The following is a 15928-nucleotide window of genomic DNA, read 5'->3' as shown; positions in this document are numbered from 1 at the left end:
TCACCGGGTCCGGGGCGTTCGCCGTCCGTAGCCGAACGTCGACAGGAGCAGGACGACGCCCGCGCCCGCGAGCAGGAACTCGATCGCTCGCCCGGCCGCGACGGCGGGCGTGATCCCCGACATGACGGGGAGGTCGACGATCATGACCCCCGCTTCGAACCGCTCGAGCGCGGCGAGCTCGGTGCCGTCCGGGGCGTAGACCGCGCTGTCGCCGACGGTCGACACCTGCACGATCGCGCGACCCGTCTCCATCGCCCGCAATCGCGCGAAGGCGAGCTGCTGCGCGAGCTCCGGTGTGTCACCGAAGTCGGCGTTGTTCGTCGGGGTGAACAGGACTCCCGCACCGGCCTCGACGGCGTCCCGGATCACGCGATCGTCGACGATGTCGAAGCAGATGAACGAACCGATGCGCGTCCCGTCGACGTCGAGGACGGCCGGGCCGTCGCCGGGCGTGTAGCCGCGCTGGACGAGTCCGATGAGGTCCGGCGCGAGCGGGTACCAGAAGTCACGATCGGGGATGTACTCGCCGAACGGGATGGGATGCTGCTTCGACGCCTCGTCGGCCATCTCGCCGTCGGCCGTCCACACGAACTGCGTGTTGTAGTAGCGGTCGTCGTCCTCGGTCTCGCCGCGCACGACGGTCACGGTGTTCGCGACGACGGGAGCACCGTAGCGTTCCGCGAGCCGCGTGAGCGCGAACGCGACGCCCCGGTCGTAGACCGGACTCACGTCGGCCGAGCCCTCGGGCCACAGGATCGCCTGCACCTTCGCATCGGACGGGATCGTCGAGGTCGTCTCGAGGTGGGCACGGACGACGTCACCTCGCTCCCCCGGCGCGAAGTAGCCGGCCTCGGGGGTGTCACCCTGCACCGCGGCGACGCGGAACGTGCCCGTCTGCGTGGTCGGGAACACGGGGATCGCCGCGAGCACGGCGAGTGCCGCCGCGGCCGCGAGGGCGCGGACCGCGCGGTCGGACGCGCCCGCGCGTCGGGCGGCGACGGGTGACGGGACGGCGTCGGCCGGGACGACGCGTGGCGGCACGACTGCGGGCGGCGCGACGGCGCCGGCGAGTGCCTCGAGCAGCAGGGCGACGACGAGCACGATGACGAACGAGAGGCCCGAGAGGCCGAGCCAGGACACGAGTTCGGCGAACGGACTCGCGGACTGCGACTGGGCGACCCTCCCCCACGCGAACCCGCCGTACGGCCAGGTGCTCGCGATCGCCTCCCGCAGCGTCCACAGGCCCGCGACGGCGACGGCGACGACGGGGCCCGACCCGGCTACCGTGCCCGGGAGTCGACGGTAGGCGAGCGTGATGAGGAGCGAGCCCGCGGCCCAGAAGAGCGACTCGACGACCGAGAGGGCGGAGTACGGCACGGGGCCGAGAAAGAGCGACGCCCACGAGATGAGCGGCAGGTAGAACGCGAGCCCCGTCGCGAACCCGACGACCAGTGCGCCGGGGCCGCTGCGGCCTCGGAGCGCGAGCAGGACGAACGCGACCCCGAGGAACGCGCACGGCCACCAACCGCGATCCGGGAACGCGAAGGACAGGATGATGCCGCCGCTGACACCCGCGAGCAGCGCCTGCAGCGGGGGCAGGCGCAGCGGATCGCGCCTCACGAGCCGACGCTCGAGTGTGCGACGATGCCGCGTCGCACGAGATCGCCCGCGTGCCTCGCCGTCTCGGACAGCGCGCCCGTCGTCACCTGCTCGATCTGATCGAGCAGGTCGAGCACCATCTTCGACCAGCGGACGAAGTCGCCCGCTGCGAGGCCGGCCCGGTCGAGGACGTCCTCGAGCCGTCGCCCGCGCGCCCAGTGGTACATCGCCGGGGCGAGCCCGAGCGCGAGATCGGGTGAGCGGGGAACGCGGTGACGCTCTTCGAGCGCGTCGAGGTCCTCGTGGATCTCCGTCGTGCGCGCGAGGGCCTCACGGAACGGGCCGCGCGGCAGCTGGTGCTCGAGCGGTTCGTCGACGTCACGTCGCGGCTCGAACACGAGCGCGGCGGCCATCGCGGCGAGCGACGCCGCGTCGAGCTTCGACCACACCCGCCGGCGCAGGCACTCCGCGACGAGCAGATCGCGTTCGCCGTAGATGCGCGCGAGCATGCGGCCGTTCGCACCGACGACGAGGTTCCCGTCCTCGTCCCGCTTCACGTAGCCGCGCTCGAGGAGCAGCTCGGTCAGGCGGTCGAAGAGTGCCGCGACGGCACCCGTCCGTGCCTCGATCTGCCGCACGATCGCATCCGTGTCGTGCTTGAGCCGCCAGTAGCGCTCGGCCCAGCGGGCGTGCTGTTCGCGCTCGGGGCACGCGTGGCAGGGATGGTGCCGCATCTGCGTGCGCAGCTCGTCGAGCCGCGCCGTGCGTCGCTCTCGTGCCTCGTGCATGCGCGGCTCGTCCGCGGGGACGCGCTTTCGCTCGAGGTCGGTGAGCTCGCGACGGATGCGGGAGTACTCGACGAAGTCGCCGACGTGACACTCCATGGCCTCCGCATAGCCGGCGAGCGATTCACGCTGCTGCTTCGCCCGGCGGGCCAGGTCGACGACCGCTCGATCCGCCTGGAACTGCGCGAAGCTCGACTCGAGGACGTCGCGTGCACGATCACGTCCGAAGCGTTCGAGCAGGTTCACCGTCATGTTGTACGTCGGCCGGAAGCTCGAGTTGAGGGGATACGTGCGGCGCGAGGCGAGGGAGGCGATCGCCTGCGGCGACATGCCCTCGCGCCACTGCACGACCGCGTGACCCTCCGTGTCGATGCCGCGCCGGCCGGCGCGGCCCGTGAGCTGCGTGTACTCGCCCGGCGTGATCGGGACCCGGGCCTCGCCGTTGAACTTCTCGAGGCGCTCCAGCACGACCGTGCGCGCGGGCATGTTGATGCCGAGCGCGAGCGTCTCGGTCGCGAAGACGATCTTCACGAGCTTGCGCTGGAACAGCTCCTCGACGACCTCCTTGAACGCGGGCAGGAGCCCCGCGTGGTGCGCCGCGACGCCTCGCTCGAGCCCGTCGAGCCAGCCCCAGTAGCCGAGGATCGCGAGATCCTCGTCGAGCAGCGTTCGGCACCGCTCCTCGACGATCCAGCGGATCTCCTCGCGCTCCTCGGCGGTCGTGAGGCTGATGCCGGATCGCAGCACCTGCTCGACGGCGCTGTCGCAGCCCGCCCGGCTGAAGATGAACGAGATGGCCGGCAGCATGTCGTCCTCGTGCAGGAGGTCGACGATGCCGGCGCGTGAAAGGCGTTCCGGTGCGAAGCGGCGGTCCTTCCAGGAGTTCCCGCGCGATCGACCCGGGGCGCCACGACCCTTCGCCTGCGTCGCACGCAGCAGTTCGGGGTTGACCTTGTCGGTGCGCTCGTCGCCGTTCGTCGCGAAGAGTTCGTAGAGCCGCGATCCGACGAGCACGTGTTGGTTCAGCGGCGTCGGACGCTCCTCCGACACGACGACCTCGGTGTCGCCGCGCACGGCCTGCAACCAGTCGCCGAACTCCTCCGCGTTCGACACGGTCGCCGAGAGCGACACGAGGCGCACCTCGGTCGGGAGGTGGATGATGACCTCCTCCCACACGGCGCCGCGGAACCGGTCCGCGAGGTAGTGGACCTCGTCCATGACGACGAACGCGAGGTCGTCGAGCAGGTCGCTGGATGCGTAGAGCATGTTGCGCAGGACCTCGGTCGTCATGACGACGATCCGCGCGCGCGGGTTGACGTTGGTGTCGCCCGTCAGCAGCCCCACCTCGCTCGCGCCGTAGTGTCGGACGAGCTCCTGGAACTTCTGGTTGCTGAGCGCCTTGATGGGCGTCGTGTAGAAGATCTTCGCGTTCGGCTCGCGCATCGCGAGGTAGACCGCGAACTCGGCGACGACCGTCTTGCCCGCCCCGGTCGGCGCGGCGACGAGCACGCTCGAGCCCGCCTCGAGCCGCTCGCACGCGGCGATCTGGAACGGGTCGAGGTCGAAGCTCAGCTCCTCGCGGAAGCGCGTGAGCTGCATGTGCCCCGACCGAGCCCTGGCGGCGGCGAAGCGATCGGCTGGCGAGACGGTCATGGTCGCTCCTCGGGATATGGCTCGAACTCGCGCTCGAGCTTGGCGAGGCGCTTGGCCCGCCGCCGGTCGTTGAGCAGGGCGATGCCGACCGCGAGGAAATAGAGCACGAGCATCGGCACCATGAGCAGCAGCATCGACACGATGTCGGCCGCGGGTGTCGCGACCGCCGCGAACACCGCGACGAGGACGATCGCCCACCGCCACCCGTGCAGGATGGTGCGTCCGGCCAGGATGCCCGCGAAGTTCAGCAGGACGAGCAGCACGGGCATGACGTACGCGACCCCGACCGCGAGGCACAGCTGCAGGACGAACGTGTAGTAGTACTTCGCGTCGAAGAACGCGGTGTCCTCGCTCGGCGCGAAACTCACCATGACCTCGACGATCCGCGGGAGGAGCGTCCACCCCGTGAAGCAGCCGGCCAGGAAGAGCGGGATCGCCGCGCCGACGAAGCCGAGCGCGTACGCCCGCTCCGACTTCTTGAGGCCCGGCATGAGGAACATCCAGATCTCGTAGAGCCACACGGGTGACGAGAGCACGATGCCGAGCGCGAGCGACATCTGCAGTCGGATGTCGAACGCCTGCGTGATGTTCGAGAAGTTGATCGAGGCGCCGCCACTCCGGCCCGCGTCGAGCAGCGTGACGGGGACGCGGATCAGGTCGAGGACCTGACCGGAGAGCAGGAAGCCGCCGACCATTCCGAGCACGATCGCGATGATCGAGACGACGAGACGATTCCGGAACTCGACGAGATGCTCGCCGAGCCGCATGCGGCCGTCGGGCGAGCGCTTCCGTCGTTTCGGTTGCCGACGTCCACGCTCGGCCGCGGGAGTCGAGGTCACCGCGTGCTACGGACGCGTCGTGCCGTCACCGAGGCGGTCGTCGGGGCGTGTCCCGTCGCGCCCGGGATGCACGTCCCCGGATGCCGCGGGAGTCGGATCCGCGGCGGCCGTGTCGACGCGGCCCGCGTCGGTCTTCTGGTCGGCGGCGGACTCCTCCTTCGCCGAGCGCATCTCACCGCGCAGGATGCGCATCGACTGCCCGAGGCTCTTGGCGAGCGCAGGAAGCTTCGGCGCACCGAACAGCAACAGGATGATCACGAGCAGGATCAGGAAGTGCCAGCCCGAGAGGTTCGCGAACATATCGTGCTACTTCTTTCTCGCCAGATGGGCGTACTGCATCGGGTCGGCCGTCGTGATGCGACGCGCGTGCGCGAGGCGTTCGTCACGACGACGCTCCTTGCGTTCGGCGCGACGCGCGGCGATCGTTCGCCGCTCGCGTTCCACCTGGGCGCGATCACGCGCGACGGCTGGTTGCCGGGCCTCGTACGGCGCGACGAGCGCTTCGGCACGGGCCACGAGCTCCTCCTGCACCTCGCTCAGTCGCTCGAACTCCGCGAGCAGTGCGATGAGCTTCCGGTACAGCCAGAGGGCGATCAGCGCGAGCGTGGCGAGCAGGACGAGGACGAGCCCCACCCAGATCAGCACCCACGACCACCACGGCATAATGCCTCCACTCTACGGGGTCGCCGGGGGCTCCGACTGGACGGTGAGTCCGAGACGGGCCCATTCGGCGACCGCGGCCCGTGCTGCCGCCGGTTCCAGCACGCGCACCGTCGCCGCGTTGCCGCACGCGAGACGCACGATGCCGTCCCAGTGGGCCGCCCGCACCTCGACGCGCCGTCGCCCCCGCGCGTCCGGCTCCGGGAGACGACTTCGATCGTCGAGGAACTCACGAACGAGCGGCACGGCGGACTCGGCGACCTCGAGGGCGACGACCGGGTCGTCGGCCGACGGCGTGAAGAACGCGTCGCCCGGGGCGTTCGACTCGTGGTGTTCGGCCGGCGTCTCCGTCAATTCGACATCGCGCATCCGGTCGACGCGGAAGTTCCGCTCGTCGTCGCGGTCGAGGCACCACGCACGCAGGTACCAGTCGTCGTCGAGCGCGTCGAGGCGGATCGGGTCGACCGTGCGTCGGCGTTCCCCAGACACGGGACTGCGGTAGGTGAACGCGAGTCGGAGGCCGTCCCGCACGGCACGTCGCACGAGGCCGAGGTCGCCCGTGCGCTGTGCGCGGTCGTCGACGGCGATCGCGCTCCCGCCGGTGCGCGCGGTCAACTTGTCGAGCAGTTTTTCGATGACGGCCTGGCGGGTGAGCCCGGGAACTTGCCGCAGGTACTGGAGTCCGGCGATGAGGGCGGCGGCCTCGAGGCCCGAGATCGGTGGGGCCTCCTCGAGCGCGATGAAGCGCGTCACGCGCACGACGTCGTCGTCCTCGAGTGCGTCCCAGTCGATGTCGAACAGGTCGAGGTCCTGATAGGTGCCGGCCTCGCCGGGTGAGCCCGAGACGGCGATGAGGCGGACGGCGTCGCGGACCTCGTCGTGCGAGACGCCGAAGTGCGCGGCGACGTCGCCGACCGTGACGCCCTCGGGACGAGTGCGGAGGTACGGGACGAGCGACACGAGAAGCGTGAGCCGGTCGCGGCCGAGGAAACCGTTCATGCGTCGCTCCCGTGGTTCTCGAGCGCGCGGCGCAATCGCGAGACGACGGCGTCGTGCAGCTCGGTCGGGCCGACGACCCGGACCTCGGGGCCGAACGCCGCGAGCTCGTCGGCGAGCAGATCGAGGTCGGTGTAGTGCAGCTCGACCCGCCCCCAGGACGTCGGGGCGGCGGCCGTGAGCGTGCCGCGCTTCGCGAGCCGTTGCTCCGCGTCACCGCCGGGCCGGACGTCGAGGAGCGCGGAGTTCTGCGTCGCGAACTCCTGCAGTCGTCGCAGGAATCGTTCGGCCTGGTCCTCGCGGGCGGCCACGGTCGCGCGTTCCTCGTCGATCGGCCCGCCCTTCCGGATGCCACCGAGGACGCGCGACAGGAGGAACGTCCGCTCGTCCTCGCGGTCGAGGTCGTAGGCGCCGAGCAGCCACCGGCCCTCGTGACGCACGAGCGCGAGTGGCTCGACGTGCCGGAGCCGGGCGGCGTCGTCGCCGGGCCGCAGGTAGCGGAACTCGACGATCCGCCCCGTGTCGATCGCCGCCGCGAGCGGTTCGAAGGCCGCGTCGCGCGACCGCCAGCGCGGGACGAGGGCGGCACGCTCCTCCCCCACCTCGACCCCGAGCGAACGCAGTTTCATGAGCCCGCGCCGGGACTCGCCCGAGAGCGATCCCTCGCGCCAGACCGCCGCGGCGAGCGAGAGCAGCAGGACCTCGTCGGCGTCGAGCGTCGTCCCCGCTGGGAACGGCGAGGCCGTGTTCGGGATGCGGTAGCGCGTGAGCTGGTTGTCGCCCGGGGCGGACGGATCGTCGAAGGTCTCGAGCGTGAGGCCGAGATCACGGAGTTCCGCCTTGTCGCGCTCGAACATCTTGTCGAGCGCGGCGGTCTGTCCGCTCTGCTCGAACGCACGCCGGTACCCGTGCACGCTCGCGTACACGTGCGCCTTCGTCAGCCCGCTCCGCGTCATGAGCAGGGCGAGCATGAGCGAGAACTGCCGCTCCGGCGCGGGGACGGGCTTGGGCCCTCCGATCGACACCGCGGGGCTCAGGCGATCGCGAGGACGTCGACGACGAACACGAGCGTCGAGCCGGCCGGGATGCCCGTCTGCTCCTGCTCGCCGTACCCGAGCGAGGGCGGGACGATCGCGATGACGCGGCTCCCCTCCGTCTGGCCGACGAGGGCCTGACGGAAGCCGTCGACGACGTTCCCGGTCGCGAACTGGCTCGGCAGCCCGCGGTCCCACGAAGTGTCGAACACGGTGCCGTCCGTGAACAGCAGGCCCGTGTACTGCACGACGACGGAATCACCGTCGGCCACGACCGCGCCGTCGCCCGTGCGGATCGTGTCGAGCACGAGATCCGTCGGGGCCTGTGCGCCCTCGGCGATCGTCACCGTGGGAGCCCCGTCGGCACCTTCGCTCACTTGCACGAGCTGCTGCGTCGGCTCCGCCGGGGTTCCCCACGCGACCGTGGGCGTCGTCCGGACATCCGCGACCATGACGACGGGGGCGACGGGGCTCGTGCTGCCCGGTTCGAGGACGGCACCGGGGACGACCGCGACGACACGCGAACCGGACGGGACCCCGTCGAACACGTCGACGAAGAACGGGATCGTATCGGGCGAGCTGAGCGTGATCGGCTGCCCCAGGGTCGCGTACGGGGTCTGCTCCTGTTTCGTCTGACCGTCGATGACCACGAGGTCGATGAGGAGGACGTCGTCGGGTGTGATCGCTGCGCCGTCACCCTCCACCGTCGTCGCGTACTCGACCTCGTCACCGAGCCCGTTGAGCTCGCCGACGGTCACCTGCGGTGCGGAGCCGACGTCGTCGCTCACGAGGACGTTCGCGAGCACGCCGCTCGTGCCCGCCGCCTTGAGGTTGACGGGTGCCGCCGCGGTCTCCGCGGGTGAGCCGGAGCCGGCGCACGCGGTCAGTGCGAGCAGGGCGATCGCCGCTGCCGTCGCACCGAGTGCACGCAGCCTCGTGGGGGTCGTGGTCATCGGGTCTCCCTCCCGTCGCTCGCGAGCACGTCGACGACGAGGACCACCGTCTGACCCCTCGTGAGATAGCTGCTGATCGGGCCCGAGTAGCGTTGCGCCTGGTCGGCGGGCACGACGATGATGATCTGTGAGCCGACACGGTGGCCGGCGAGCTGCGCGGCCGCGCCGTACAACTGGTCCTCGCCGGGCTCGCTCGGCACGTCGATCTGCATGACGGCGTTGCTCTCGTCCCACGTCGACCCAAGATAGTGCCCCGACTCCCAGCCGAACACGGACACCTGCATCGTCACGAGGTCGCCCGCCTCGATCTCGCGGCCGAGACCCGAGACGCGAACCGACGTCCGCAGTTCGAGCGGTGGTGCCTGGTTCGGCATCGAGGCGCCCGGCTGCCCGTCCGGAGCCGTGACGACCGCAGGGAAGCCCTCCTCGGGTGGCAGGACCGTCCCCCACGCGGCGGACGGATACACGCGCGTCACGTCCACGACCGCGACGACCGTCGTGTCCGTGAGGCCGAGCTGCGCGGCCGGCTGCTCGCCGAAGTACGCGGCGCCGGAAAGCGCGGCGACGATGCGCTGTCCCGTCCGTGCGCACGCGATGGAACTCGCGAGGCCCGGCGCCGAGGCGACGACGCTCGTCATCGACACGGGGCGGGAGTCGCCGTTCGCATTGCGCGCGATGGGCCCGTACGGGACGAGTTCCGCGCCGTCCGCACCGTTCACGAGTGTCACGTTGGCCTCGAAGACGCCGTGGGGCGTGATGGACGAGCCCTGCCCGCCGCCCTCGGTCGCCACCTGGACCCGATCGGCTCGGAGGGGGGTCGGCATCTCGACCTGCACGGCCGAACCGAACGCCCCCGATACCGTCACCGCGTCGGCCGCGCCGCCGGGGACCGCGGTCGGGCTCGATGCGGGAACGCACTCGTCGGCGGGGGCCTCGCTCTCGGGCACGGTCGTGCAGGCCGCGAGCGCGAGTGCCGCGACGAGCAGGGTGGGCAGTGCGAGGGAGCGTCGGACGCGCATCATGCCGTGTCCGCTCCCGGGGTCGGTTTCTCGTCCGTGGTCGCCTCGGTCCCGTCGTGCTCGTCCGGGCCCGTCGAGGACTCGAGTCCCTCGGCGAGCGTCGCAGCACGCTGCGCGCGGCGCGCCCGCTTGCGGAGGACCTTGTCGCTCACCTGCCGGTCGCCGAGCGCGCCGGGCGTCCACAGCTCGACGTCCTCGTCGTCGTACTCCGACTTCGATGCACGGCGCTTGAGGGCGGGCAGTACGGCGCCGGGTGCGAGGAGGCGGGCCGAGAGCAGGAACGCGGTGTGCGCGACCATCCGGTGATCGGGACGGACCGCGAGGCCCTCCACGTGCCAGCCGCGCACGAGCGTCTCGTCGGACTTCGGGTCGGTGAACCGCCCGGTCGCACGGATCGCCTCCGCGACGCGCGAGAGCTGCGTCACGGTGGCCACGTAGCAGACGAGGACGCCGCCGGGCGTGAGCGCCTCCGCGACCTCGTCGAGGACCTCCCACGGGGCGAGCATGTCGAGGATCACGCGGTCCGCGCCGCCCGCCTCGACCGCGCCGGGCAACGCGTCCGCGAGGTCACCGATCACGAGGTCCCAATTGGCCGGCCGTTCGCCCATGAATCCGACGACGTTGCCCTCGGCGACCTGCGCGAACTCCTCGCGGCGCTCGAACGAGACGAGCCGACCCGTGCCGCCCAGCATCCGCAGCAACCACAGGCTGAGCGCCCCGGAACCCACGCCGGCCTCGACGACCGTCGCACCCGGCCGGATGTCGGCCTTCGCGAGGATCTGCGCGGCGTCCTTCGGGTAGATGATCGCCGCACCGCGCGGCATCGACATCACGACATCGCTCAGGAGGGGACGGAGGGCGAGGTAGCCGCTGCCGTCCGTCGAGGTCACGACCGAACCGTCGGGCAGGCCGATGAGCGCATCGTGGTCGATCGTGCCGCGATGCATGAAGAACGTCGCACCGGGCTCGAGGTGGATCGTCGACACGCGGCCCTTCGGGCCCGTGAGCTGGACACGCTCACCGGCGCGGAACGGGCCCCGGGCGGGCTGGGCTGCGAGAGTCATCGTCGGGTCTCCGTCACTGCGTCCCGTTCGGTGCGTACGCGGGTGTACAGGGCACGCAGGCCCTCGAGGTCGATCTCGGTGAGCGAGGTGGCGAGCGCGTCGGCGTGCCCCTCGTCGAGCGCCATGCCGTGCGGGACGCCGAGGGTGACGGCGCCCGCACGTCGTGCGGAGGCGAGGCCCGGCACCGAGTCCTCGATCGCGATGCAGTCGCCCGGCCGCACACCGAGCAACTCGGCCGCGCGCAGGTACGGACCGGGGTCGGGTTTGCCTTCGGCGACGTCGTCACCCGTGACGACCGCGTCGAGCCAGTCGACCCCGATCGCCGCGAGGACGACCTCGGCCATCTCACGGAACGAGTTCGTCACGAGCGCACTCGGAACGCCCGCGTCGCGGAGCTCGACGAGCAGTTCGCGCGCACCCGGCCGCCACGTCAACTCGGCGCGGACGCGCGCGAGCACGTCCGTCGTGACGTGCGCGATCCACGCGTCCTCGTCGAGCGGGACGCCGGCCTCGCGGAAGATCCGCGCCGCGGTCTGCAGGCTCGCTCCGACGAGCGCGGCCTCGCCCTCGGCATCGAACGGTGCGATCCCGTGATCGATCAGGAGCGCCCGCTGCGCGGCCTGCCAGTGGGGTTCGGTGTCGACGATGGTGCCGTCCATGTCCCAGAGGACGGCCGCCGGAGGCTGGGGGGTCACGACGCACCAGTCTACGGGCGACCTCCACGACGTTCGGGCGCCGAGCCGTATCCTTGGGCGAACGACGTTCCCGACGACAGGACGAGTGTGCACGACGACCCCACGAATCCCGCTGGAGAATCCGCAGCGAGCGACGATCGGTTCGCGTCCGGACGCATCCTCGTGGTCGCGCTCCAGGGGTGGAACGACGCGGGCGAGTCGGCGACCGCCGCGCTCGGTGCGCTGGGCGAGCTGTTCGGCGGCGGGCGGCTTGTCGCGCGCATCGACGACGAACACTATTTCGACTACTCCATCAACCGGCCGCACGTCGTGCGGGGGGCCGACGGTGAGCGCGCCATCGACTGGCCGAGCGTCGACATCGTCGCCGCGGTGGCACCTGGTGAGGTACCGGCGGTCGACGACGAGTTCCTCGACGTCGAGCCCGCTGCCGCTGCCGACGCCGTCGTCGACTCCGTGAACCCTCCGCCGCTGTGGGACGACGACGAGGACGAGGCGGTCGACGATCTCGGGAACCTCGCCGGCGACGCCGAACTGCGCGTCACGGCGAGCAACATCGACAGCCTGTACCTGCTCACGGGGCCCGAGCCGACGCTCCAGTGGCGGCGATTCGCCGCCGAGGTGCTGCGCGTGTGCCAGGACGAGCACATCACCCGGGTCGTGCTCGTGGGCGCGCTCCTCGCTGACGTGCCGCACACACGCCCGATCGGCGTGTTCGTCTCGAGCGAGGACCCCGAGGTGCGCGCCGAGTTCGACGTCGGCCGGAGTAACTACCAGGGGCCGACGGGAGTCCTGTCCGTCCTCAGCATGCTCGCCCGCACGAACGGCATGCCCGCCGTGTCGGTGTGGGCGTCGGTTCCGCACTACGCGCACCAGTCGCCGTCCCCCAAGGCGACGCTCGCGCTGCTCGACAAGCTCGAGGAGATCCTCGACGTCACCATCCCGCGCGCGGAACTCACCGATCTCGCACGCGAGTGGGAGCAGGACGTCGACAGCGCGACCTCACAGGACCCCGAGATCGTCGAGTACGTGACCTACCTCGAGCGGGCCTACGACACGGTCGAGGCGCCCGAGGCCTCCGGCGAGGCGATCGCGAAGGAGTTCGAGCGGTTCCTGCGTTCGGGCGACGGCCGCGGTCCGGCCTCGCAGGCCATCAACACGGCACCGTGGACGGCGCCGGTCGCACGCCCCAGCGGCGCATCGGATGCCCGCGACGACGTCGAGTCCGGCGGCGACGAGGAGCCGGCGGCCGGGACGAGCGACGCGGAATCCGCGGGGACGGCCGCGCCCGACACGAGCGAGACGACCGAACCCACCGAACAGGACGCCTCGGACGCCGGTTCCGACGACGCGCCCGACGGCCCGAGCGATGCCGGTGAGGCCCCGAACGGGACCGATCCGGACGGCGACGAACCGGTCGCGGACGGTCCCGAGCGCTAGGGGTGCTGTCGAAACGGGAGTGTTGATCGTTCCGTCATCTGTGCAGCGCGGGCAGCCGTGTCGTCGCATGGGGTTCGGCGGGCTCGATCGGTGTTCGTCCGAGGTCGGCGACCTTCTGGCGGCCACGTGCTGACGGAACGGCGACATCGTTCATCGACGTCGACACCTCCGCGCGCCCGCTCGTCCATGTGCAGCAAGGTGCAATCAGGGCGTGACTCGACTCGACGCTGGGCCATTCGCTGAACTCGGCCCGTGAGCCCGTGTCGGCGGTCCTGCGCGTCGGTCGGCGTCGAGTTCGACCCTGCGCTCGACTGCCCGAGCCCGCCCCGGTGCAATCGGCACCGGTACGTTCGGATCTTCGCCGTTCGTCATCCTGCGTCGGATCGCCGGCTGCTTTCGTTCGGATGCTTCGGACGTGACCGAAGTACTCATGAACGACTCTTCCGACGCGCATTGCCCTACGTTCCCGCGTGAGGCGGTCGACCGGTGGATCTCCGCCCCGGAATCGCGAGCTTGCGAATCCCGGACGCAGGGAGTACTTCGAGTGGAAGGACCGTGAATCGCGACGTGAGCCGGGCACGCGCATCGATGGTCGGGTGCTCGAACAGTTCCGGTCGTCGAGCGAATGCACCACGAGGGCGAATGCAAACAGGCTGATGCGTGCACACGCTCCGGAGGACACGGAGCGCGAAGCCACGAGCCACCCTGGATCCAGGCGCCCGCGAACGCGGGTGGCGACCGATCCGGTAACTCAGGCTGCGTATCTCCCGCGATCTACTCTCGAGAATTCTCACCGCCGGTGATCCGGTCCCACGCAGCATCACCGCCGCGTCTACTCCGCCGCGATCATCGCGAGGGCTCGGAGATGTCCTTCGAGTGCGGACCTTCCGGCATCGGTGAGACCGATCCACGTGAGACGACGGGAGTCGTTCCTGGACGGTGAAGGCTCCTTGCGGAGGGTGATCAGATCCGCCTGGGCGAGCACTTTCAGGTTCTTCGACAGATTCGCGTCGTTCAATTCCAAGGTATCTCGTACGACGGAGAACTCGAGTTCCGCGACTCGTCGCAGCAGGCCACATATGCGGAGTCGCACGGGTGAGTGAATCAGGTCGTTGAAAGCGGGTTGGACGGCTGACGTCATCCGGCTCGCTCCGTCGTTCCGCGCAGCTCGTCCCGGAGTGCGTCGTCGTAGCTGCGTCCGAGCACGATCGTCGACACGAACGCGACGACGGCGGGGATGAGCCCCCACCACGCCGAGGCCGCGAGGTGCGTGATCGCGAGATTGCTCGCCAATGCGGCGACGAGGATCGTGAGGATGGTCAGCAGCAGGCGCGTGCTGCGGGGACCAGCGGGTTGCGTTGTCGAGACCCCGTAGAGACGGCTGTAGGTGATCGTGAGGAGCGGCAGCGACACGACTCCGATCGCGACGATCCAGATCGCAACTGCGCCGGAAAGCGATGGTGAACCGACAAGACCGGCAACGATCGCCGCCAACGCCGGGTGATACCACCATGGCGTCACTACTCGGGAAGCCAGTCGTGACCGATCGTCCTGAAGCTGCCTGAGTGTCTCGCGAGCCGCAGCCGCGCGGGGACGCTCGGGCTGACCGCCGACATGCTCGAGGTTGCTTTCCGTGTCGGCAAGTCTAGATATCACTTTCCGGTAGGGCAAGTGGCGTGGCGCCCCAGGAAGCTCTTCGGCCCTCGTCGGGCCGCGCGCTGAATCACGCGCATGACATGACCGGGGCGCGTGATGCGACGGATCCGCGCGGCGCTTCATTTCTCACTCGAAAATGCCGTCCACAGGGCACGCGCGAGGGGCCGCACGTCGGCGACCGACTCCAGCCGGCCACTCACGTCATCCCCTCACACGACCGGCTGCGGACCCGTCAGAGCGTGATGCCGAGCAGGGCGTCGACGATCCCGGGGACGGCCGGATCCGCGTCGCCCGCGGCCCACTCGTCGACGACGGCGACCGCGGTCGGCGTGTCGAGGTCGTTCGCGACGGCTCGCCGGATGCGCGTGACGAGAGGTGAGTCGGCCTGCGCCGACGCGGCGTCGTCGACCGCGACCGTCGCGGCGTGCGCGCGCCAACGAGCGAGACGCTCCTCGGCCCGGTCGAGCAGTTCGTCGCTCCACGACCAGTCGTCGCGGTAGTGGTTCGACAGGATCGCGAGACGGATCGCGGCGGGATCGTGCCCCTCGGCAGTGAGCTTCGACACGAGCACGAGATTGCCGAGCGACTTCGACATCTTCTCGCCGTCGTAGGCGACGAGCCCGGCGTGCGCGAAGTGGTGGGCGAAGGTCTCGTGCGTGATCGCCGTCGCGTGGGCGGCGGAGAACTCGTGGTGCGGGAAGCGCAGATCGCGTCCCCCGCCCTGCACCGTGATGCCCGTCCCGAGTGTGCCCGTCGCGATGACCGAGCACTCGACGTGCCAGCCGGGGCGACCCCGGCCGATCGGGGTCGGCCACGAGGGCTCCCCCGCACGTGCGGCGCGCCAGAGCAGGGGGTCGAGACGTCCGCGCTTGCCGGGCCGGTCCGGGTCGCCGCCGAACTCGACGAAGGCGGACGCCATGTGCTCCGCGTCGAAACGCGACACCGAGCCGAGCCGCCAGCTCGTGAGTCGCTGCGCCGCCTCGACGTCGAAGTAGACGTCGCCGTCGCCCGCGTCGAGCGGTGCGGGGTCGGCGTCCGCGGTGATCGGTACCCGGTAGGCGGTGCCCTCCTCGAGCATGCGGCCGACCGCCTCGGCGGTCTCGTCGACGACGTCCTGCACCCGCACGTAGTGGTCGGGCGGGATGACCCGGAGCGCCGCCATGTCGGACCTGAAGAGGTCGGTCTGCGATTGCGCGAGGTCCTCCCAGTCGACGCCCGTCGCGGTCGCGCGCTCGAGGAGCGGATCGTCGACATCGGTGATGTTCTGGCTGTAGCTCACCTCGATGCCCGCGTCGCGCCATGCGCGACCGAGCGTGTCGAACGCGAGATAGGTGGCCGCGTGGCCGAGGTGGGTCGCGTCGTAGGGGGTGATGCCGCAGACGTAGAGCGTGGCGTGCGCGTCCGGTTGCACGGGGACGACCTCACCGGTCGAACTGTCGAAGAGGGACACGGGGATGCCGGTACCGCCGATCCGAGGGATCTCGGGAGCGGGCCAGGACGCGACTGACTTCACCGCACCAGCCTATCCGCGGCCGTGC

The 15928-nt window shown here is 70.6% G+C and carries 15 protein-coding genes; 1 reads left to right on the top strand and 14 read right to left on the bottom strand.

The annotated features are described in order from the left end of the window. The 11 genes from lnt to HNR16_RS07360 are packed head-to-tail and all read right to left on the bottom strand — an operon-like array spanning position 1 to position 11297. Positions 1-1620: an apolipoprotein N-acyltransferase gene (gene lnt, locus HNR16_RS07410; RefSeq protein WP_158039670.1), complete on the bottom strand. Its 1620-nt coding sequence runs from the start codon at positions 1618-1620 to the stop codon at positions 1-3. Continuing rightward, entirely contained in the window at positions 1617-4037 is a 2421-nt protein-coding gene (locus tag HNR16_RS07405) for a DEAD/DEAH box helicase (protein WP_158039671.1), read from the bottom strand. Before HNR16_RS07405 ends, lnt begins: the two co-directional genes overlap by 4 nt. Further along, a complete protein-coding gene (tatC, locus tag HNR16_RS07400) occupies positions 4034-4876 on the bottom strand; it encodes a twin-arginine translocase subunit TatC (RefSeq protein WP_225737772.1) in 843 nt (280 codons plus the stop codon). The genes HNR16_RS07405 and tatC overlap by 4 nt, the downstream gene beginning before the upstream one ends. A gap of 6 nt (positions 4877-4882) precedes the next feature. Next, entirely contained in the window at positions 4883-5176 is a 294-nt protein-coding gene (locus HNR16_RS07395) for a twin-arginine translocase TatA/TatE family subunit (RefSeq protein WP_158039672.1), read from the bottom strand. A 6-nt stretch (positions 5177-5182) separates the two neighbouring features. Then, on the bottom strand, positions 5183-5539 hold the full coding sequence (locus HNR16_RS07390) for a hypothetical protein (protein WP_158039673.1): 357 nt from the start codon (positions 5537-5539) through the stop codon (positions 5183-5185). Between the two features lie 12 nt (positions 5540-5551). Beyond that, on the bottom strand, positions 5552-6535 hold the full coding sequence (locus tag HNR16_RS07385; RefSeq protein WP_158039674.1) for a helix-turn-helix transcriptional regulator: 984 nt from the start codon (positions 6533-6535) through the stop codon (positions 5552-5554). Further along, on the bottom strand, positions 6532-7557 hold the full coding sequence (locus HNR16_RS07380) for a helix-turn-helix transcriptional regulator (RefSeq protein WP_225737773.1): 1026 nt from the start codon (positions 7555-7557) through the stop codon (positions 6532-6534). The genes HNR16_RS07385 and HNR16_RS07380 overlap by 4 nt, the downstream gene beginning before the upstream one ends. 8 nt (positions 7558-7565) lie before the next feature. Further along, on the bottom strand, positions 7566-8519 hold the full coding sequence (locus HNR16_RS07375) for an FKBP-type peptidyl-prolyl cis-trans isomerase (protein ID WP_158039675.1): 954 nt from the start codon (positions 8517-8519) through the stop codon (positions 7566-7568). Then, positions 8516-9541, bottom strand: a complete 1026-nt coding sequence (locus HNR16_RS07370; protein ID WP_158039676.1) for a hypothetical protein — start codon at positions 9539-9541, stop codon at positions 8516-8518. The genes HNR16_RS07375 and HNR16_RS07370 overlap by 4 nt, the downstream gene beginning before the upstream one ends. Then, positions 9538-10602: a tRNA (adenine-N1)-methyltransferase gene (locus HNR16_RS07365; RefSeq protein WP_158039677.1), complete on the bottom strand. Its 1065-nt coding sequence runs from the start codon at positions 10600-10602 to the stop codon at positions 9538-9540. Before HNR16_RS07365 ends, HNR16_RS07370 begins: the two co-directional genes overlap by 4 nt. Continuing rightward, positions 10599-11297: an HAD family hydrolase gene (locus HNR16_RS07360; RefSeq protein ID WP_179558155.1), complete on the bottom strand. Its 699-nt coding sequence runs from the start codon at positions 11295-11297 to the stop codon at positions 10599-10601. The genes HNR16_RS07365 and HNR16_RS07360 overlap by 4 nt, the downstream gene beginning before the upstream one ends. Positions 11298-11384: 87 nt before the next feature. On the opposite strand from HNR16_RS07360, the gene HNR16_RS07355 reads away from it, so the two are divergent. Next, positions 11385-12734 carry a PAC2 family protein gene (locus tag HNR16_RS07355; protein WP_179558154.1) on the top strand — a complete coding sequence of 450 codons (1350 nt, stop codon included), beginning with the start codon at positions 11385-11387 and terminating at the stop codon, positions 12732-12734. An 832-nt stretch (positions 12735-13566) separates the two neighbouring features. Here HNR16_RS07355 and HNR16_RS07350 read toward each other — a convergent pair. From HNR16_RS07350 to mshC, 3 genes are all read right to left on the bottom strand, one after another. Beyond that, positions 13567-13875 (bottom strand): transcriptional regulator, encoded by a 309-nt coding sequence (locus HNR16_RS07350; protein WP_158039680.1) that lies wholly within the window; start codon positions 13873-13875, stop codon positions 13567-13569. Further along, a complete protein-coding gene (locus HNR16_RS07345; protein ID WP_158039681.1) occupies positions 13872-14147 on the bottom strand; it encodes a hypothetical protein in 276 nt (91 codons plus the stop codon). Before HNR16_RS07345 ends, HNR16_RS07350 begins: the two co-directional genes overlap by 4 nt. 475 nt (positions 14148-14622) lie before the next feature. Continuing rightward, positions 14623-15903, bottom strand: a complete 1281-nt coding sequence (gene mshC / locus HNR16_RS07340; protein WP_158039682.1) for a cysteine--1-D-myo-inosityl 2-amino-2-deoxy-alpha-D-glucopyranoside ligase — start codon at positions 15901-15903, stop codon at positions 14623-14625. Positions 15904-15928 lie beyond the last annotated feature (25 nt).

Origin of the sequence: Pseudoclavibacter chungangensis (assembly GCF_013410545.1) — a bacterium.
Classification (GTDB): domain Bacteria; phylum Actinomycetota; class Actinomycetes; order Actinomycetales; family Microbacteriaceae; genus Pseudoclavibacter; species Pseudoclavibacter chungangensis.
Note: the sequence above shows the minus strand (reverse complement) of the source record. Positions and strands in the feature narration are given on the sequence as shown.